We start from the raw sequence: 20,256 nt of genomic DNA on the forward strand, positions 1-20,256 counted from the left end.
GAGGCTTTGTGTCAAATATTAATTTTTAACTCCAGGTAAATTAACTGGTTTTTTTATTTGCCAATGAAAAACTGGAGCTTTCTTTTTCTTTGGTGCTATTTCATCTAATGTATTTGCATCATATAATACACCATTTTTAATGACATATTTTAGTGTATTTGTATTTCTTAAATTATCTAACGGATTTTTATCCATAATTAAAATATCTGCTATTTTTCCTTCTTGAATAGTACCTAAGTCTGTATCTAATCCTAAAGCTTTTGCTCCTTGAATTGTAGCTACTTTTAAAGCATCTAAGTTTTTCATTCCTCCACTTGCAACAGACCAAAGTTCCCAATGAAAACCAAGACCTTGCAATTGTCCGTGACTTCCAACTCCTGCCAAACCATCAGCTTCTACTAAATCTTTCATAAATTCAGCATGTTTTTGAAACACATGCTCTTCGTCCATAAACCAACCTGGTCTTCTTCTAGATTTACTTGCCAATTCTTCATAAGGTGTAAAATATTGCATTTTTTTATCGTGATAAGGATTCTCTCTAGAATAATAATAATTCTCTGCCCAAGGACCACCATAAGAAACTAATAATGTTGGAGTAACAGCCATTTTTGAAAATGCTGTACTTTCTATCACATCTTTATAAATTGGATAAATAGGAAATGAATGTTCATGCCCAGGATAACCATCTAATAATTGTGTCATATTCATTTTAAAATCTAAAGAACCTTCTGTTGTTGGCATTAACTTTAATTCTTTAGAAGCCATAATAATCCACTGTCGCTGTTGTCTGTTACCAACAACATACATTTTAATGTATTTTGTATCATAATATTCACTGTATTGTTTTAATACATCTTTTGCATGTTCTAAACTTTTAATATTATATGCCCAGTATCCAACTCCAGGTCCAGTACTATACACTCTTGGCCCATGCATCATTCCAGCATCAACCATATCTGCATAAGTTAAAACATCTGTTGTGGCTGTTTGTGGATCTCTAGTTGTGGTAACCCCATACGCTAAATTTGCAGAATAAATCCAAACCTGATTTTTATGAACTCCCCAATTTGGCCACATATGTGCATGCGTATCTACAAAACCAGGAGTAATTGTTTTTCCAGAAACATCAATTATTTTTGCCTTTCTTGGAACTGCAAAACTACCTGATGCACCAACTTTCTGAATTCTATTATTAACAATTAAAACATCACCGTTTTCTATTACCTCATTACCATTCATGGTAATTACTCTTCCTCCTTTTAGTAAAATAGTTCCTTTTGGAGTTGCTTTTTTATACCCAACTTTTATAGGGTATTCATCTGCTTTAAACTTCGGAGTTTCTTTTGGTTTTTTATCTGTTGCTTTGTCTTTTGTTTTCTCTTTTACTTTTTTCTTTTTTTCAGCTTCTAAATTATCTTTAAAAGTTTTTCCTTTTTCTAGGTCATACACAAAATGACTTGCCCCTAAAGACCAATGCACTTTTTTACTATCTGAAGACCATGCAGGAAATTCTCCTCCCATTATGGTTAATTTAGTAGCTGGAAAAGCAGCTTTGTCTGCATTTGCTAAAGAAATTGATGGTGTATTTCCAATCTTAGGAATTAATACCGAATAAATATCATTATTAATTTTTGCCAACGCATTTCTTCCGTCTGGAGAAATTCTAATTTCTTGTGGTCGTGAAGCTCTATTGTTTTCTCTCCAACCTTCTACTTCATTTGGTAAAATTCCGTGTTCTTCAGCAAAAACATCCGAAGAACCAAATGTGGTAATTCCTGTTAATTTTAAATGCTCTTTTTCATCTGTGCCATCCCAACGTATAGAAATTAAACCTTTACTTCCGTGGTTCATATAAATTCTATCATCAATTTTAGTAAAATGAATATTTGCTCTTCCTTTTGTTCTGTCAATTACAGTTATATCTCCACCACTTGCAGATATCCAAGCGATTTCATTTACAGGATTAGAATTACCTACGGCATCTTCAAAACCTTGTGTACTTCCTTTTAAAAAGGCAATTCTATCAGAATTATAAGACCAAGCTGGTTTGGTATAAAAACCTGATTCATTAGTTAATTTTTCAATTCTTGCTCTACCAGAAACATTTACTTTATACAAATGTCCTTCGCCATGTTTCCAAGTTGTAAAAACCAAGTTTTTACTATCTGGAGACCATGCTGGTTGTGCTTCTGTAAAATCGTTTTTTGTCAAACGTTTTGGTTTTCCGTTTGGGAAATCCATCACATACAATCTATTTAAAGCTGTAAAAGCTAACATTTTTCCGTCAGGAGACGGAACTGCATCTCTAATTTGAGTTACAAATGCATCCGGAGCATCACTTATTGGATACTTAAAAGAAACCATCGGACCTAACTCAATATTTACATCCACATTAAAAGGAATTTCTGTGGCTTTGTTGGATGCTAAAGAAATAGAATATATTTTTCCGCCGTAAGAAGTGATTAAGTTTTTACTGTCTGGCGTAAAATCCATTCCTGGTAAAACACCTAATGTTGCCATTGATTCTTGATCATCTCTTTGAATTGGATATGCCAACCATTTTTCTTCTCCGTTTTTTAAATTACGAAGTATCAACCCTGTTTTATCTTCAAATCTACTTCCAAAAACCAACCAATTTCCGTCTTTAGAAAGTACTGGTGTAAATGATGAACCATATCTAGAAGTAATGGTTTCTGTAGAACCATCGTTTCTATCAAAAGTCATAATTTGATATTGTGGCAATTGCGCGTTGTAATTCCAAGCTCCACGTCTAGAAGAAAAATAAATCAACCTTCCATCTGCTCCAAAAGCAGGATCAATCACTTTTAAATTAGCAGGCGCAGCAATTAATTTTGCTCCAGAACCACCATCTTTGTGATACAAATAAGGTTTTATATTTCTTCTTCCTTTTACTCCTAAAATATAATCTCCGTCTGGACTCCAATCAGCAGAAAAATGTTTTTGATTGCTATCTTTTGTCAATTGTGTTTCTTCGTTTGTTTTTAAATCTCTAATCCACAAGTTATCTGAACCACTTTTATCAGAAATAAATACAATAGAATTTCCGTCTGGACTAAATCTTGGATGCACATCATATGCCATTCCTTTGGTAATTCTTTTTGCGGTTCCACCAGAAATAGGAATTGTATACAAATCTCCCATCATATCAAAAATAATTTCTTTTCCGTTTGGATGCACGTCTAAAGACATCCAAGTTCCTTGTTGTGTATTAAAAGTTAAATTTCTTTCGGGTTCAAGCGGCAATTCTTTTGTTGCTACTTTTGTTGAATCTTTTTTCTCATCAACCTTTTCTTGAGCAACAAGAGTTGTTGCTAATAAGGTTAAAACAAGAAAGAACTTGGTAAATAGTTTGGTTTTCATCTTCTATTCTTTTAAGTTAAAATGCTCAATAAATATACATAAATTATTTTTTGATGTTGTTTAAATCTAACAATCAACATTTAAAACATTTTTTATACATTAGAGAAAAAAATATTCTAGAATGCAAAACAAAGTAGAGTCTGTTGATGATTACATCAACCAATTACCAGAAGAACGTAAAGAAGTTTTAACCAAATTAAGAGCTGTAATCAATCAAAATTTACCAAACGGATTTGTAGAAGAAATTAATTATAAAATGCCAGGTTATGTGGTTCCGCATTCTCTATATCCAGACGGATATCATTGTGATACAACGTTACCGTTACCATTTATAAATATTGCTTCTCAGAAAAATTTTGTGGCTTTGTATCATATGGGATTGTATGCAAATCCAGAAATATACGCGTGGTTTATTGCTGAATATCCAAAACATTGCAAACGCAAATTAGATATGGGAAAAAGTTGTGTTCGTTTTAAAAAAATGGACGATATTCCGTATGAATTAATTGGTACATTGGTACAAAAAATGACGCCAGAACAATGGATTGAATTGTATGAAGTTAATTTAAAAAGATAATATGAGAAATATTAAAAAGTCAATACAATTTTTATTTGGAATTATCTTTTTTTTTAGTTGTGCAACTATTTCTAATCATAAAAGTGGAAATTATTTCAAAATGAAAAGAGTTGGATTAATGGACACAATTACAATTAATATTTCTGGAAGAATATATGAACTTTATGAGAATTTTGGTTTACCAGGAGCAGATATAGAACTATCAAATAAGAATAACAATTATCATAGTTTCAGTAAAGAAAAAGGAGTATTTAAATTTAAAAATTTATTACCAGGAAAATATAAAATTAGAAGTACATATCTTGGATATTTTACTTTTAGCGATTCAGTTGTATTGAAATCTGGAGAAATTATTAAACTAAAAATAGGTCTTGGAACTTATTATTAAAATAAGTAATTAATAAAACTACTTTTCTTCTTCACTCTGATAACGTTCCGTAATTTTCTTGATACTTTTTATAGATTTCTGAATCCAACCTGCATATAAAGTTTCTTTTTCTTTCTCAGATAATTTCCAATTGATTTCTGATGCTCTCAATTTTGTAGTAATGTCTTGTAAAATAATTGCTGCTGCAACAGAAATGTTTAAACTTTCAGTAAAACCAACCATCGGAATTTTTAAAAATCCGTCTGCTTGACTCATTGTATATTCAGAAACGCCTTCTTTTTCTACTCCAAAAACAAAAGCTGATTTCTTTGTGATGTCAAATTCGTGTAAAACGCAAGAATCATTGTGTGGCGTTGTTGCAATAATTTGATAACCATCATTTCTTAACGCATCCAAACAATCTTGTGTGTTTGTTGCAGATTGATTGTATTTTTTAATATCCAACCATTTTTGTGAACCTTTTGCAACATGCCGTGAAACTTTGCTAGAATATTTATTCTGAATGACATGCACATCTTGAACTCCAAAAATATCGCAACTTCTAATTACTGCGCTAGAATTGTGTGGCTGATAAATATCTTCTAAAACCACCGTAAAATGTCTCGTTCTATTTTCTAAAACTTTATGAAACGTTGCTTTACGTTTATCACTTACAAAATCTTCTAAATAATTTAAAAACTCAATATCAATCATAGATTTAAAAATGCTTTATACAAACATACTATAAATATTTTGTCGGTTCGCATGAATTATATTCATAAAATGATAATGGTTTTTTGTATGTCCGTAAGAGCATTACTGAAATCAAAATATATTTTGATAGAAAGTAGCAAACAAAGTTTTCGAGAACTACTTTTTACCTCTCGACTCCGCTCGAGGAGACATTTTACTTGTCATTCCTATAAGAAAGGAAAATTCACACAAATTAATCAATGATTTTAAAAATCATATTTTAGCTTAAAATTTATGTTAGATGAAAAATGTAGTTGTATTAACAGGAGCTGGAATTAGTGCAGAAAGCGGACTTAAAACCTTTAGAGATGCTGATGGTTTGTGGGAAGGACACGATATTATGGAAGTTGCTTCTCCGCAAGGTTTTTATAGAAATCCAGCATTGGTGTTGGATTTTTACAATCAACGCAGAAAACAATTACTTTCTGTAAAACCCAACAAAGCGCATATGAATCTTAAGAAACTAGAAGAAAGTTTTAACGTGAATATCATTACTCAAAATGTAGATGATTTACATGAACGAGCTGAAAGCTCAAACATTATTCATTTACATGGCGAATTGCTTAAAGTTAGAAGTACTAAAAATCCAAATTTAGTTTATGATTGGAAAACTGATTTGGTTTTGGGTGAATTATGTGAAGAAAAATCGCAATTAAGACCACATATTGTTTGGTTTGGAGAAGATGTTCCGTTGTTAGAGAAAGCAGCAGAAATCACTTTGCATGCAGATATTTTGATAATTATTGGAACTTCTATGCAAGTATATCCAGCGGCAAGTTTAATCAATTATACAAAACCAAATATTCCTATTTATTTTATTGACCCAAAACCGTCAATATCAGAAAATCAATACAACCATCTTACTATTATTGAAGATGTTGCAAGTTCTGGAACGGATCAATTAATTGAATATTTATTATAATTTTAGTTAATGCTTTTTTTAATAATTTTTATTGCTTGTTCTATATATAAGTTTGGATTATAGTTAATTGCACTTTCTTTTATATAGTAATCTATCTTTAGCCCATTTCTTTGAACTCTATCTCCGTTCGGATAAAAAGCTCCAGCTCCTGTGAAATAAAACTTTTGCTTATCTGGTAATGTCGCAGAAGCAATATTCATTACTGCTCCCATTGTTTGTTCTCCGATAGTAATACAATTTGGAGATTGTTGTATTGCCATTCCAAAATATTCTGCCATACTTCCTGTTTTTCTATTTACTAACAACACTATTTTCCCTTTGTAATAATTCGAATTTTTCTTTCCAACTTTAAAAGGATCTGCAATTATTTTTAAAGGTGCGTTAATACCAAGTTCACCATAAGAAGGATTACTTTTAACAGGGAGTAATACTTTTATAAATGTCTTTTTATTAGGAAATAATACTTTAGAAAAATCTTTAATTCTTAGATGTTTCGGGTAATTTCTTAAATCTAAGATTATAGCTTCGTCATTTTTATTTTCTTTAAAAACTTTTGCAAACTTTTTTGAAGAAATTTTACTCAAATTAATACACGATATTTTTGGTGCAATTTTTCTCCAATCTGAATTATCGGGCTTAAATAGTCTCTCAAAATTTTCAACTTTAAACGTTTTGTAGAGTGTGATTGTCTTACTTTCTATCCTTCCATTTTTTCTTAATACTTTAACTTTTAATGAATTCTTATTATTTCTTAATACAAACCTATTAATAAGCTCTCTTAAATAAGTTTTATTTGAAGAGGAAAACAATTCTGAAAATCTATCATTTATGTATTTTGTAACACTTAAATCATTAATTTCTAAGATTACATCTCCTAAATTAATAGTATCATTTTGTGATAATGTTTTATTATAAATGGAAGTAACTTTAATTGAATCATTTATAATTTCTGTTCCAAAAGTTGGCCCGAAATTGAGTTGAGTATTATAGTAAAACATTGATGTCATGTAAGAGTGGGAATCATTTAACTTTGCAAACATTTTTAATTTTGCAACTTCGTATTTATCAATTGTTGTAGCGTCTGAAAATACTGCTGTTAATTCCTCTAAAACTTGAAGCCAATTCGAGTCTGTTAAATACTTATTTACATTCCAGTATTGAATAATATTCCAAAAACTAAAAAACTCTAATAATCGATGATTTTTTAATTTTGGTTTAAAATTTTCAATTCCTTTTTCATTACTAAAAGACAACATTTTATTTAACTTCCCTAATGAAGCATAATAGTCCCCGACTGCATTATTGTTTTTGATTTTTGTTAATTTACTTCTTAATTCTGAATCAAAAGGTATTTCTTCAATCCAATCATAATTAAGGTTTTTCTTGAAAATTTTGCTAGAATTAATCTTTATAGGATTGTTTTTAAATCTTGTTTTCGGTTTATTAAACTTTTTAATAAATACAAGTAATTCAGTATTTAATTTCTCTTGTTCATCTAAATTTTCAACCTTTTCAAGAAAATGTAACAATTCAAAATCCCAATTATATAAACCTTTGCTTATGTCTGGATGATGATACTTTAACAAACCCCAAACCAAACCGATTTGTTTATCTTTTTCTACTTGAGTAATTTTAGTTTGTGAATTCGCAGAAAATGCGAATAATAACATGAAACAAAGAATTTTTTTCATAACAAATGATTAATTTTTTTGACCAAATTAGTTTTATGAACAAGAATATCTCAGTAACAAGTAGTTAATTTTGAGTTAATATTACTTTGATTGAAAGTTTCAAATATTAAATAAACTCACAAGTTTAGTTATTAGAAAGTTTAAATTGATTTGTCATTCCCGTGAAAACGGGAATCTAAATAAAGTAAATAAATGATTAATAGTTTACTTTGGATTCCTGCTTTCGCAGGAATTACAAAAGATTACTCAGTAATTAATCGATTAAAATATTCGTGTAATTCTCCTTTAGAAATAGCGCTTCCTTTTTCGATCAAATCAAAAAGTTCTACATTTCTTTCTGATGTGTATTTTTTTGTTCCGTTAAAATACTCAACAGCATCATTAGTTGGATTTGACAATAACCATTCAAAACCTTCTTGTTCTAAAAGATTGATGTCTTTATTTATCTTTACAAAAATTCTATGAATTTCATCTGCTTCACATTTAAACAAATTAATGCTTTGCTTAGAAAAGTGTTCTAAATAGTTTGTTTTTGTTAAAACATCGTCCCAAACAATATCAGAAAAAACATTCATTTCATCTTCTGCAACTTGCGGTTTTTCTTTTTTAATTTGATTCCATTCTTTTACGTCAATACTTTGTGTTGCCAAAAAAGTAGCAAATTCTTCATGTAAAGATTCAAATTGTTCTTTGGTAAGTTGTCTGTATTTCATTTTGTGTTTAAAAAAATATAAGGTTTATTATCTAGACTTCTCTCGATGTGATATAAAAATAAAAAAACCTATCAAAATAAATTGATAGGTTTTAAATATATTAAAAAGATTGTTTACTCTGCAGCAACTACATCAAAAGTAATATCAGCAATTACTTCTCTGTGTAATCTAACAGATGCTTCGTATTTACCTAATCTTTTAACTGATCCACCAACAACTTTAATAAACTTTCTGTCTACCTCAGTTCCAGCTTTTGCAATTGCTTCAGCAACATCTGCATTGTTTACAGAACCAAATAATTTGTCTCCTGTACCAACTTTAGATGCAATCTTAATTTCTAATCCTTTAATTGTATCTGCTACTTTAGTAGCGTCTTTAATTAATTTAGCTTCTTTAAAAGCACGTTGCTTTAACGTTTCTGCTAATACTTTTTTTGCAGAAGAAGTCGCCAATACTGCATGTCCTTGTGGGATTAAAAAGTTTCTACCATAACCGTTCTTTACAGTTACAACATCATCTTTAAAACCTACATTTTCTACGTCTTGTTTTAATATTAATTCCATAATGCTTCTTCTTTTATTATTTTAACATATCTCCAACGTATGGCATTAAAGCTAAATGACGAGAACGTTTGATAGCTTGTGCAACTTTACGTTGATATTTTAATGATGTTCCTGTTAAACGTCTAGGTAAAATTTTACCTTGCTCATTTACTAAATACATTAAGAAGTCTGCATCTTTATAATCGATGTACTTCATTCCGTTTTTCTTAAAACGACAGTATTTAGATTCTTTTTTAGTTTCAATGTCAAGCGGAGTTAAGTATCTTACTTCACCTTGCTTGTTTCCTTTTGCTTGTTGATCTATAGATGACATATCTCTTATTTTTTAGTAGATGTTACACGTGCTCTTCTCTTTTCAGCCCAAGCTGCAGCATGCTTATCTAATTTAACAGTTAAATAACGCATAACGCTATCATCTCTTCTAAACTCAAGTTCAAATGAAGAAATTTCTTCACCTGCCATTTTGAATTCAAATAAATGGTAAAAACCACTTTTCTTTTTTTGGATTGGGTACGCTAATTTTTTTAAGCCCCAATCTTCCTTTGAAATCATTTCGGCACCTTTAGAAACCAAATAGTCATTAAACTTTTGTACTGTTTCCTTTATCTGAGTATCAGATAAAACGGGATTCAAAATGAAAACAGTTTCGTAATGATTCATAAGTAATTGTTTTAAAAATTATTTTAAGGCTGCAAATATAGTGACTTTTTTTCATTAATCAATGCATCTTTTATCTATAAAATTTGTCTTAATTTAGTAACAAATAAATAATCGATGCAAATACCAGAATTTCCAAACTTAATTTATTACGCAATTCCCGTTTTTATTGCTACTGTTATTATAGAAGTTATTTTAACTGTTAAGGTTAAAATGAAAGAATATGAATATAAAGATGCTGCTACTTCTATTGCAATGGGATTGGGAAATGTTTTGGTTGGTTTGATTAGTAAAACATTGATTTTAGCAGTTTTTTATTTGATATATAATACATTTCATCTTTTTGAAATTCCATTTGTTTGGTGGTCTTGGATTTTAATTTTATTTGCTGAAGATTTAACCTATTACTGGTTTCACAGAATAAGCCATGAAAACCGATTTTTCTGGGCAAGTCATATTGTACATCATTCTTCACAAAAATACAATTTAAGCACAGCATTAAGACAAACTTGGACTGGTGGTTTTACCTCTTTTGTCTTTTGGATTCCGTTAGTTTTAATTGGATTTCATCCAGTAATGATATTGGTTCAAATGTCGATTAGCTTGTTGTATCAATATTGGATTCATACAGAATTGATTGATAAATTACCAAAATGGTTTGAGTTTATTTTTAATACGCCAAGTCATCATCGAGTGCATCACGCTACAAATCCGCAGTATTTAGATAGAAATCACGCAGGAATTTTTATCATTTGGGATCGTATTTTCGGATCCTTTGAACCAGAAGTAGAAAAACCTGTTTACGGATTAACCACAAACATCAATACTTTCAATCCGATTAAAGTTGCTTTTTTAGAATGGTTTGGCTTGTTTAAAGATGTTTTTACTGCTAAAACTTCTATTTATAACAAGCTTAAATATTTTTTAAAACCTCCTGGTTGGAAACATGACGGAACTGGAATTTTATCTACCGACATGCGCAAAGAATGGGAGAAAAATCAGGAGAAATAATTGCCACGACTTCACGAATTATTTTAAATAAAAAAAACTAAATGTCACATCGAGCGGAGTCGAGATGCTGTAAATGTCAGTCTTTAATGAGTTCTCGACTCCGCTCGAACGGACAAAGAAAGATAATTCGTAAATTCGTGGCAAAAAATAATTAATTAAAATCGAAACGAATTCCCATCGAAATGTTTCTAATATCTGTATCTTTAAACAACGGATTCATATCATATTTTACGTAAAAACCTGTGCTTTTATAAGCTAAATATGCACTTACACCGTAATTAAAAATATTCATATTAAAGTTGTCTTTTTGCAACTCTTCTACTTTTGTTCCGTTAATATCTGTGTATTCAATGTATTGACGAGTTCCTAATTTGAATCCAGCAAAAGCACCAATTCCTAAACGTACAGATTGATTTGTTCTGTCTCTTTTATAGCCGTCAGCATATTCTCCGTTTCTAGAAAAATCCCATTCAACGTGAATTGGAAAATTCATTTGAACATGTCGCAATCTATTTTCTGATAAGTTTTCTGGATGCACAACTAAATCTGTCATTTTTCCATTTACAACATGATATTTATTGTCTTCCAGTCTTAAATTATTCCATAAAAAAGACAGTCCATATTTTAAATACAATTTAGAAGCTTCTTTATCAAAACGCGTTTTCCAAGTAAACCCTAATTCGTAAAAATGCGATTGCCAAAATTGATAGTTTGATGTTTCTAAAGAAGACAATTGATGATCTACCAACACGTTGTTTACACCCATTGCAAATACAAACTGAGTTGTTGTACTTCTATTTCTTTTACCTTTACTTTCCCATCTTGCCTTTCTTTCTCTATGACGAGTATTTCTTCTAGAATCGTAATCTTCATTGTCGTTTATACGAATTCTAACCGTTTTACTTCCGATAGTAAAAGAGTCTTCTATATCATCCAAATCAGTTTCTTTTTGAGAGCTTTTTATTTTTCCGTTTGCTTTATCTTGCACTAATAATTGTAGCTTTCCTTCTTCTACAGCAACTTTATCTGAAATCACTTTTGCATGAAAATCGGCAGCTTCTTTCTTTAATTTTTGCGCTTGTTCTGATGTGATTTCTTTCTTCTCTAATTGTAGATTTATTTTTTCTACTTTTTCTTTTAAAGCTGCCTTTTCTGTTTTGGTGATTAACTCTATTCTTTTTGAAATCTTTTTTACTTCGTCTTCAAAATTTTTCACTTGAGAAAAAGCAATCGTTGTACAAAACAACACTAATATGAATAGTATTTTTTTCATTTTGTTATCTATTTAAAGTATATTATGTTTAATTATTTCTGTTAGCAATTGCTTCTGCTAATCCTGTTATTTTACCTTTTACAACTTGCATAAAACTCTTTTTAAAAGTTTCTTCATCTATGGTTTTTTCTACACTTGTTAATAAAGTAGCGGCGTCAATTTTTAAGTTTGTTTTATTCAATTCTTTCTGAATATTCTTCAATACATCATTTCTATCAATATTGTATTTTTTATAATATTCGTTGATATCTTTATCCGGATTTGTAGCCGCATACAACAACGCATCACTATTAATTTTTATAGCACTTTTTTGAAGGTATTTCTTTGTTTCTTTCGGAGCTACAATGGTTGTTTCTGTAACTTTCGTTTCGGTTATATCTACAGATTTTAACAATGAATTGCTATCAATGATGATTCTGTTTTGTTGTAACGGATTCTTTGTTTCTTTTTTAATATCAACCATAGCATCAGCAATTACAATCGGATTCTCCTCAATAATTTTTGCTTGTTTTATTTGAGGTTTTCTCTTTTTAACAATTAATTTTTGTTGTTGCTTCCCTTCTACTTTATCCGTTTTTACAATTACAGTTTCCGTTTTAATTGTATTCTCAATGGTTGGTTTTACAAATTTCGTGGTATCAATAATTGGCGATGTAACTATAATGTTTGGAGTCATCGGTTCAATAACGTCATCAGTATTTATAAAAAAAGCTACTGAAATTACTAGTAGAACTGATGCGGCATAACCAACATATAAAAACCAATTTTTACGTTTCTTTTCTTGAGCAATATCTAATTGAGCGCTCAATCGTTCCCAAGCCGAATTTGATGGCTTCATTGTTCTTGAATCTAACGAATCTCTAACAATTTTATCGATATTATTTGTCTCCATTTGCTGTTTTATTCATTCTTGCATATTGTGCTTGCAACCATTTTCTCGCATTAAATAATTGCGATTTTGAGGTGCTTTCCGTAATGTTTAACTCTTTGGCAATTTCGGCATGTTTATAACCTTCAACTGCATATAAATTAAACACCATTTTATAACCTGTTGGCAATTCATCAATTAACTTCTGAATGTCTTGTAATTCAGTGCTTTCTAAACTATCTATAGCTTGTTTATGAAACACATATTCTTCATCCGATAATTGTACAGGATTCTTTTTTCGCAAATACGAAATACATGTATTTACCATAATTCTTCGAATCCATCCTTCAAAACTTCCTTCGTGTTTAAACTTAGAAAGGTTTGTAAAAACTTTTAAAAACCCGGACAACATTAAATCCTCTGCATGATGCAAATCTTTTACATATTGCCTGCAAACACCCAACATTTTTGGAGAATACAACTCGAACAACTCTTGTTGTGCTTCTCTTTTTTGTTTGATGGCATCAGTAATTAACTGATTTGTTTGGTTATGCAATGGTATAATTTTCAATCCGGTTTGATGATTTTTAAACGCCTTACAAATATATAGACTACAGAAGTTCTAAAATGGTTGCTTGCGGTTATTAAAAAAATGCTTTTTTGAATAAAACTATAATAAAGACGTTCTAAAATTGATTTTGCAACAGTTGAAAATTAAAAAATAATTTTTAGTTATTAATTTTGAGTGCTGAGTTATTAATTTATAAAGGATAACTATAAAATGAAAAATAATAGTTCTCGACTCCGCTCGAACTGACAATTGTTCATTGATTATTATTTTCGTTTCACTAAAAAACAAATTCCAGTAAGTAGAACGTTCGATTTTGTAAAGCAAATTGTATCAATAGAGTTTACTGAATAAAAATACTTTTCTTTGTCCGAAAGTTGTTCTGTGAAAAGAAGATGTAAAATTTCATAAGAGTTAAAAATCAGTAAATCACTCAAGGTTTCTTTGTGATTCGTAAGCATTTCCGTTAAGGTTGGAAAGCCTAAATTTTTATAAGCAATTAATTCTTCTAAGTCCATAACGTCATCATCTTCAATTTCCGCTGCTCTAAACTCTTTAAAATAGTTTTCTATTGAAGTGATAAATGAAGAAGTTTCAATTTCTAATTGATAGGTAATTTGTTCGTGGTTTTTCCAGCGTTGAAATTGACCAAAATTCAAATCTGGAACTTGCATCAATTCTATAGATATTGGTTTATTTTGAATTTCAATTTTCATTTTTAAAAATGATTTTTACTTAAAAATAGTACAATAAATGTTCTCGATACAATTTTCTTTATTCTCGACTCCGCTCGAATTGACAGAAAATCACTCGAACTGACAACTGACAACTGTTCACTGATAACTGAGTTACTGCGCATCCACATCAACAATAAACCGAATCGGTCTAAATTCTTTTACAGATTGAAATGTGTTTTTAATTTTATCTAACTGTTTTTTCGTTTCGGCTAAATTTTGTTTTGGCGGAATCTTAATCGTTAAGTTTTTAATATATTGATTCCGAACTCTAGAAACAACTGGCGCAGTTGGACCTAAAACATTTTCTTTGAATACATTTTGCAATGCTTTTGCCAACCAATTAACTCCGCTATCAACTTTTATATAATCTTTGTGTTTTAAGGTAATTTTTATCAATCTGTAATACGGCGGATACTGATATTGCCAACGTTCTTGCAATTGTTCTTTATACATTTCTGCATAATTTGTGGTAGAAACTTGTTGCAATATTTGATGATACGGATTAAAAGTTTGTATCGCTACATTTCCTTGTTTTTTTGATCTTCCTGCGCGTCCAGAAACTTGAACCATCATGTCGTAACTGCGTTCGTGTGCTCTAAAATCTGGAAAATTCAACATATTATCGGCATTTAAAATTCCGACTAACGACACGTTTTCAAAATCCAATCCTTTAGACAACATTTGCGTACCAACTAAAACATCAATTTCTTGTGCTTCAAAAGCGCCAATTACTTTTTGATATCCGTGTTTTCCACGCGTGGTATCTAAATCCATTCTTCCAATGTTATACGTCGGAAAAATTTCTTTCAATTCCAATTCAATTTGTTCTGTTCCAAAGCCTTTTGTATCTAACGTATTACTTCCACAAGCCGCACAATTGTTTGGCATGGCACGTTGGTAGTTGCAATAATGACATTTTAATTCGTTTCGATATTTGTGATACGTTAAACTTACATCACAATTAGGACATTGCGGCGCAACTCCACAAGTTGTACATTCTACAACTGGCGAAAATCCACGTCGATTTTGAAATAAAATAACCTGTTCTTTATTTTCTAACGCTTCTGTAATTAATGTGATTAAACGATCAGAAAAATGACCCTTCATTTGTTTTTTACGATGCTTTTCTTTGATATCGATTAATTCAATTTTAGGCAATTGTACATTTCCAAAACGGCGATTTAATTCCACCAAACCATATTTTCCATTTTGTGTATTAAAATAACTTTCTAAAGAAGGCGTTGCAGAACCTAGTAAGATTTTTGCTTTGTGTTGATGCGCCAAAACAACTGCTGTGTCTCTTGCGTGATAACGTGGAGAAGGCTCAAACTGTTTGTACGAAGTTTCGTGTTCTTCATCAACAATGATTAAACCTAAGTTAGAAAACGGTAAAAAAACCGAAGATCTTGCGCCTAAAATAATTTGTGCTTTTTGTTTGTTTTCCAACACATTATTCCAAACCTCTACACGTTCGTTCATTGAATATTTTGAATGAAACACCGAAATCTGATCTCCAAAATACGCTTCTAAACGTGTAATAATTTGCGTTGTTAAAGCGATTTCTGGCAATAAAAACAAGATTTGTTTTCCTGAGTTTAGATTGTCTTCAATCAGTTTTGTATACACTTCTGTTTTTCCAGAACTTGTAATTCCGTGTAGTAAAACCACTTCTTTTTCTTCAAAAGCAGTTTTAATTTCTGACAAAGCAGTTTCTTGAAACTCGTTCAAGTTTTTCAACTCATTTGTAGTTCCTTTAAAATTGATTCGATCAGTTTGAATTTCATATAATTCAAAAATATCTTTATCTGCCAAAGCTTTAATAACTGCGGATGAAACGCCTATTTTTGATTCTAATTCTTTGGCTTTGATTGGTTTTTTATCTGCGGATAATTGAAAATATCCCAGCACTGCTTCACGTTGTTTTTTTGCTCTGTTTAACTCGATCAATAAATTTTGTAGCGCTTCATCAGACCTATATTTCGAATGTAAACGAACATATTTTACCATTTTTGGTTTGTATTGTTCGTAAATTTCTTCTTGCACAGAAACCGCTTTTTTCTGAATCAATTCGTTGATAATTGGCAATACTTTTTTCTTTCCTAAAATATCAGCAACTTGATGAATCGTTAATTGAGATTGATGTTGTAAGGCTTCAAAAATCAAAAATTCATCATCATTTAAGTTTGCTTCTTCCGTAAATTTGTCGTTTTTTAAAACAATGGTTTCACTTTCTAATAAAAATGCTGATGGCAACGCAGCTCTATAAACATCGCCCAAAGAACACATATAATAACTAGCAATCCATTGCCAATTTTGTAGCTGAATTTCAGTTACAATTGGTTTCTCATCTAAAATTTGCAGAATTTCAATCGCTTCGTATAATTCAGGTTTGTTTTGATGAATATTTAAAACCAGCGCCGTGTACATTTTCGTATTTCCGAAAGAAACGGCAACGCGCATTCCTTTTTGTAGAAATTCAGCTTCTGCTTCTGTTACCGAATACGTAAAGGTTTTCTGAATTGGAATTGGCAATATGACGTCTATGAAATGGATAAATTTTCTTTTTTTGTTACATTTCAAAACTACATAAATTTGCCTACATAATAAATAGAATTTAAAAGAAGAATTTATCAAAAATAGTTTCGTTGAGTTTTTAAAAATTGTGTTAATTTGTAAGATGAACCAGATTGTTTCTAATTTTAAACAAGAAAAAGAAAGCACCGAATACAAAGCGTGTTCTTATACAATTGATGGAATCAAAATTATTGAAAGAACCGCAAAAATTACTCCGAAGAAAATCGGTCAATTTGTAACATGTTGGAAAAGAAATGCAAACGGAATTACAGAACCTTACAAACAATCTGATGATTTTAATTTCTTTTACATCAAAGTAAAAAATAAAGGAAAAAGTGGTGTGTTTAAATTTCCGAAAGAAGTTTTAATCAAAAACGGAATTGTATCCACCGAAAAAAAAGACGGAAAAAGAGGCTTTAGAGTCTATCCTATTTGGGACAAACCAACTAGCAAACAAGCAATAAAAACACAACATTGGCAATTAGCATATTTTATAAATGATTGATAAAAAAACACAACAATTAATAGATTATTATTTAACAACAAGATATGTTTATGGCATTGAAGAAGCATTAAAAAAATTAGTTGATTTAACAACAAAAGAAAATTATCTGCAAATCACAAAGTATATAATTGATAAAAATGTTAAAAAATCTGAATTAAATTTAAGTATGTTTATTGTTGAAATTGCTTGCAAAGATTATCAAGAATTAATACCAATTATTAATAATAATCTAAAAAACTTTAAAGATAAAGATGCCATAGAGGATATAGAAGAAGCATTACAAAAAATTAATTCATGATTAGATTTAAAAAAGTTAGAGGACACAAACGTATTTGGAAAGCGATAGATAATTGGGTTGCACAAAACAAACAATTAGATATTGAGTATTTAATAAGAAATCAAAGAGAATATGTAAAAGTTTGGATTCAACCTTTTGGAAATATTTCTGTATTGAATAGTGATTTTGCTCCTCCAAAAGGAAAAACAAGGCAAAAATTAATTGCTGGATTGTTAGAAATTCATAAACATTGGAAACAGCAATTAGATAAGTTAAATGAACCTTATTATTTACGAATTTGGTTTTATGATAATGATGTGTCAAACTCTCAAGTGGTTTGCGCCATTGGAGAATGTTTAGATTTTTATGAAAAAACTTTTTTTAATCCTGAAGAAAACAAACCATTTCCTATAGATAATTTTGGGTTGCAGTGGGAACATTGTCATTTTGAAAACCATGTTACCACATTAGATATTGGTGAACCAGACGAATATTATTCAATGAAAGATTTTAATGATAATAAAAAATGGGTTGAAGGAATTATGAAAAATTCTAAAACACGAATCTCTGAGCACAAAGAGCATAACGGAAAAATTACTAAGTATTATTCTATAAAATCTTCTGATGTTTGGTTAGGTTCGGCTAACTAATGTTTGCCCATAAACCGCTCTTTTTTTGAAGTTGTGTGTAGGTTTTTAATGTAACGCTGTTTTCTGGTTTTGATAAAGTTGCATCCTCAGAAAGTAAATCGATTGCAGCATTTCTAGCTGTAACTAAAATAGATGTGTCTTTTACAATATCAGCAATTTTTAAATTTAAAACACCGCTTTGTTGCGTTCCCATTATATTTCCTGGTCCACGTAATTTTAAATCAACTTCTGCAATTTTAAATCCATCAGAAGTTTCTACCATGGTTTTTAATCGCGTTTTTGCATCCGCAGATAATTTTACATCCGATAATAAAATACAATAACTTTGGTCTGCTCCTCGCCCAACGCGCCCACGTAATTGATGTAATTGACTCAAGCCAAAACGTTCAGAGCTTTCAATCACCATGACACTTGCATTTGGCACGTTTACACCAACTTCAATAACCGTTGTTGCTACCATAATTTGTGTTTCGCCTTTTACAAAACGTTGCATTTCGTACTCTTTATCCTCAGGTTTCATTTTTCCGTGTACTATACTTATTTGGTATTTTGGCATTGGAAAATCTCTAGAAATACTTTCGTAACCATCCATTAAATCTTTATAGTCCATTGCGGCAGATTCTTGAATTAACGGATACACAACATACACTTGTCGTCCTTTAGCAATTTCATCTTTTAAAAATTTAAAAACAGCCAATCGGTTACTATCAAATCTGTGTACTGTTTTTACTTCTTTTCTTCCTGGCGGCAATTCATCAATTACAGAAATATCTAAATCTCCATATACCGACATTGCTAACGTTCTCGGAATTGGAGTTGCTGTCATTACCAACACATGTGGCGGCAATTCGTTTTTTTGCCACATTTTAGAACGTTGTGCAACTCCGAATCTGTGTTGCTCATCAATAATGGCAATTCCTAAATTCTTAAAAATTACTTTATCTTCTAACAAAGCGTGCGTTCCTATTAAAATATCTAAGGTTCCGTCTTCTAATTGTTGATGAATTTCTCGACGTTTTTTTGCTTTTACAGAACCTGTTAATAAAGCTACCTTAATATTAGAGCCTTTTAACAACTTTACAATTGCACTGTAATGTTGTGATGCTAGTATTTCTGTTGGCGCCATTAAAGACGCTTGAAATCCGTTGTCAATTGCCAACAACATGGTTAATAACGCAACAATTGTTTTTCCTGAACCCACATCGCCTTGCAACAATCTGTTCATGTGAATTCCGGTTGCCAAATCTCTACGTATTTCTTTCAACACACGTTTTTGTGCGTTGGTTAAATCAAACGGTAAATTGTTGTTGTAAAAATCATTGAACACTTCTCCAACATTCTCAAAAACATAGCCTTTTAATTTTGATTTTCGGATGATTTTCTTTCGGATAAGTTGTAACTGAATGAAAAATAATTCTTCAAATTTTAATCGATATTGAGCTTTTGCAAGGTTTTCTTGACTTGTTGGAAAATGAATATTTAACAGTGCTTCTTTTTTAGACATCAATCCATATTGATTGATGAACGTATTTGATAATGATTCGTTAATTCTTCCATCAATCTGAACAAATAAATTCTCTATAAGCGTTCTAATTACTTTATTGGTGATATTTTTATTTCCCAACATTTCTGTTGATGGATATACAGGTTGCATTGCTGTTTGCACTTTCTTTTTAGATTCAGAAAGCAATTCCATTTCTGGATGCGGCATCGAAAACGAATTGTTAAAACTGTTAAGTTTCCCATAAATAACATACGGAATATTGATTATTAAAGCATCTTTAATCCATTTTATTCCTTTAAACCAAACTAATTCCATTGAGCCTGTTTCATCTATAAAAGTAGCAACCAATCTGCTACCTCGTTTTTGTTGAACAGTTTTTATATGAGTTATTTTACCAACAATTTGCACATCAGCACCACTATCTTGTAATTGATTGATTTTATAAAACTGCGTTTTATCAATATATCTAAACGGAAATAAATGTAATAAATCGTTACATGTTCTAATGCCTAATTCTTGCTGCAACAAAACCGCTCTGTTTGTTGTTACACCAGTAATATAAGTAATTGGATTGTTTAGATTTATCAATTTTATAAATGCTTAAAGTATAATAAACGAAAGTACAGAAATCATCACAAGTAAAAAAACTACATAAATTTTTAACT

General features: G+C 30.4%; 20 protein-coding genes. 7 read left to right on the forward strand and 13 right to left on the reverse strand.

What is annotated here, in order from left to right; translation table 11 throughout:
• Positions 1-18: 18 nt before the first annotated feature.
• A complete protein-coding gene (locus tag ABDX67_RS07595) occupies positions 19-3,381 on the reverse strand; it encodes an amidohydrolase family protein (protein ID WP_347174361.1) in 3,363 nt (1,120 codons plus the stop codon).
• 121 nt (positions 3,382-3,502) lie between these two features.
• Here ABDX67_RS07595 and ABDX67_RS07600 point away from each other — a divergent pair, with 121 nt between their 5' ends.
• Both ABDX67_RS07600 and ABDX67_RS07605 read left to right on the forward strand, forming a co-directional pair.
• Positions 3,503-3,958 carry a DUF1801 domain-containing protein gene (locus tag ABDX67_RS07600; protein WP_347174362.1) on the forward strand — a complete coding sequence of 152 codons (456 nt, stop codon included), beginning with the start codon at positions 3,503-3,505 and terminating at the stop codon, positions 3,956-3,958.
• A 1-nt stretch (position 3,959) separates the two neighbouring features.
• Positions 3,960-4,346, forward strand: coding sequence for a carboxypeptidase-like regulatory domain-containing protein (locus ABDX67_RS07605; RefSeq protein ID WP_347174363.1), 387 nt, complete (start codon positions 3,960-3,962; stop codon positions 4,344-4,346).
• 18 nt (positions 4,347-4,364) lie between these two features.
• On the opposite strand, the gene ABDX67_RS07610 is transcribed toward ABDX67_RS07605, so the two are convergent.
• Complete coding sequence (locus tag ABDX67_RS07610; protein ID WP_347174365.1) at positions 4,365-5,039, reverse strand: TrmH family RNA methyltransferase; 675 nt, start codon at positions 5,037-5,039, stop codon at positions 4,365-4,367.
• A 280-nt stretch (positions 5,040-5,319) separates the two neighbouring features.
• Here ABDX67_RS07610 and ABDX67_RS07615 point away from each other — a divergent pair, with 280 nt between their 5' ends.
• The gene (locus tag ABDX67_RS07615; RefSeq protein WP_347174366.1) at positions 5,320-6,000 is read left to right on the forward strand and encodes an SIR2 family NAD-dependent protein deacylase; all 681 of its coding nucleotides are present in this window, start codon (positions 5,320-5,322) and stop codon (positions 5,998-6,000) included.
• A 2-nt stretch (positions 6,001-6,002) separates the two neighbouring features.
• Here ABDX67_RS07615 and ABDX67_RS07620 read toward each other — a convergent pair whose 3' ends face one another.
• The 5 genes from ABDX67_RS07620 to rpsF all read right to left on the reverse strand — a co-directional run bounded on the left by ABDX67_RS07620 (position 6,003) and on the right by rpsF (position 9,627).
• Positions 6,003-7,691, reverse strand: a complete 1,689-nt coding sequence (locus tag ABDX67_RS07620) for a S41 family peptidase (protein ID WP_347174367.1) — start codon at positions 7,689-7,691, stop codon at positions 6,003-6,005.
• Positions 7,692-7,933: 242 nt separating this feature from the next.
• Positions 7,934-8,404 carry a DUF6495 family protein gene (locus tag ABDX67_RS07625; RefSeq protein WP_347174368.1) on the reverse strand — a complete coding sequence of 157 codons (471 nt, stop codon included), beginning with the start codon at positions 8,402-8,404 and terminating at the stop codon, positions 7,934-7,936.
• Positions 8,405-8,517: 113 nt separating this feature from the next.
• A complete protein-coding gene (gene rplI / locus ABDX67_RS07630; protein WP_347174370.1) occupies positions 8,518-8,967 on the reverse strand; it encodes a 50S ribosomal protein L9 in 450 nt (149 codons plus the stop codon).
• A 16-nt stretch (positions 8,968-8,983) separates the two neighbouring features.
• Positions 8,984-9,280 carry a 30S ribosomal protein S18 gene (rpsR, locus tag ABDX67_RS07635; RefSeq protein WP_188599566.1) on the reverse strand — a complete coding sequence of 99 codons (297 nt, stop codon included), beginning with the start codon at positions 9,278-9,280 and terminating at the stop codon, positions 8,984-8,986.
• Between the two features lie 5 nt (positions 9,281-9,285).
• Positions 9,286-9,627 (reverse strand): 30S ribosomal protein S6, encoded by a 342-nt coding sequence (gene rpsF / locus ABDX67_RS07640; RefSeq protein ID WP_347174372.1) that lies wholly within the window; start codon positions 9,625-9,627, stop codon positions 9,286-9,288.
• A gap of 114 nt (positions 9,628-9,741) precedes the next feature.
• Here rpsF and ABDX67_RS07645 point away from each other — a divergent pair, with 114 nt between their 5' ends.
• Positions 9,742-10,635, forward strand: coding sequence for a sterol desaturase family protein (locus tag ABDX67_RS07645; RefSeq protein ID WP_347174373.1), 894 nt, complete (start codon positions 9,742-9,744; stop codon positions 10,633-10,635).
• Positions 10,636-10,786: 151 nt separating this feature from the next.
• On the opposite strand, the gene ABDX67_RS07650 is transcribed toward ABDX67_RS07645, so the two are convergent.
• From ABDX67_RS07650 to priA, 5 genes are all read right to left on the reverse strand, one after another.
• On the reverse strand, positions 10,787-11,908 hold the full coding sequence (locus tag ABDX67_RS07650; protein WP_347174374.1) for a hypothetical protein: 1,122 nt from the start codon (positions 11,906-11,908) through the stop codon (positions 10,787-10,789).
• Positions 11,909-11,936: 28 nt separating this feature from the next.
• Entirely contained in the window at positions 11,937-12,800 is an 864-nt protein-coding gene (locus ABDX67_RS07655; RefSeq protein WP_347174375.1) for a hypothetical protein, read from the reverse strand.
• Positions 12,787-13,347 (reverse strand): RNA polymerase sigma factor, encoded by a 561-nt coding sequence (locus ABDX67_RS07660; RefSeq protein WP_347174377.1) that lies wholly within the window; start codon positions 13,345-13,347, stop codon positions 12,787-12,789. The genes ABDX67_RS07655 and ABDX67_RS07660 overlap by 14 nt, the downstream gene beginning before the upstream one ends.
• A 263-nt stretch (positions 13,348-13,610) precedes the next feature.
• Complete coding sequence (locus ABDX67_RS07665) at positions 13,611-14,060, reverse strand: hypothetical protein (RefSeq protein WP_347174378.1); 450 nt, start codon at positions 14,058-14,060, stop codon at positions 13,611-13,613.
• Positions 14,061-14,192: 132 nt separating this feature from the next.
• Positions 14,193-16,661, reverse strand: coding sequence for a replication restart helicase PriA (gene priA / locus ABDX67_RS07670; protein ID WP_488168664.1), 2,469 nt, complete (start codon positions 16,659-16,661; stop codon positions 14,193-14,195).
• A 97-nt stretch (positions 16,662-16,758) separates the two neighbouring features.
• On the opposite strand from priA, the gene ABDX67_RS07675 reads away from it, so the two are divergent.
• Genes ABDX67_RS07675 through ABDX67_RS07685 form a run of 3 tightly spaced genes read left to right on the forward strand, consistent with a single transcriptional unit; the run spans position 16,759 to position 18,087 of the window.
• Complete coding sequence (locus tag ABDX67_RS07675; protein WP_347174379.1) at positions 16,759-17,160, forward strand: MepB family protein; 402 nt, start codon at positions 16,759-16,761, stop codon at positions 17,158-17,160.
• Positions 17,153-17,458, forward strand: a complete 306-nt coding sequence (locus ABDX67_RS07680) for a hypothetical protein (protein WP_347174380.1) — start codon at positions 17,153-17,155, stop codon at positions 17,456-17,458. The genes ABDX67_RS07675 and ABDX67_RS07680 overlap by 8 nt, the downstream gene beginning before the upstream one ends.
• Positions 17,455-18,087: a hypothetical protein gene (locus ABDX67_RS07685; protein WP_347174381.1), complete on the forward strand. Its 633-nt coding sequence runs from the start codon at positions 17,455-17,457 to the stop codon at positions 18,085-18,087. The genes ABDX67_RS07680 and ABDX67_RS07685 overlap by 4 nt, the downstream gene beginning before the upstream one ends.
• Here the strand turns inward: ABDX67_RS07685 and recG are convergent.
• Positions 18,080-20,176, reverse strand: a complete 2,097-nt coding sequence (recG, locus tag ABDX67_RS07690) for an ATP-dependent DNA helicase RecG (RefSeq protein ID WP_347174872.1) — start codon at positions 20,174-20,176, stop codon at positions 18,080-18,082. The genes ABDX67_RS07685 and recG overlap by 8 nt on opposite strands.
• Positions 20,177-20,256 lie beyond the last annotated feature (80 nt).

The sequence above is a fragment of the Polaribacter uvawellassae genome (genome assembly GCF_039748955.1).
GTDB lineage: Bacteria > Bacteroidota > Bacteroidia > Flavobacteriales > Flavobacteriaceae > Polaribacter > Polaribacter uvawellassae.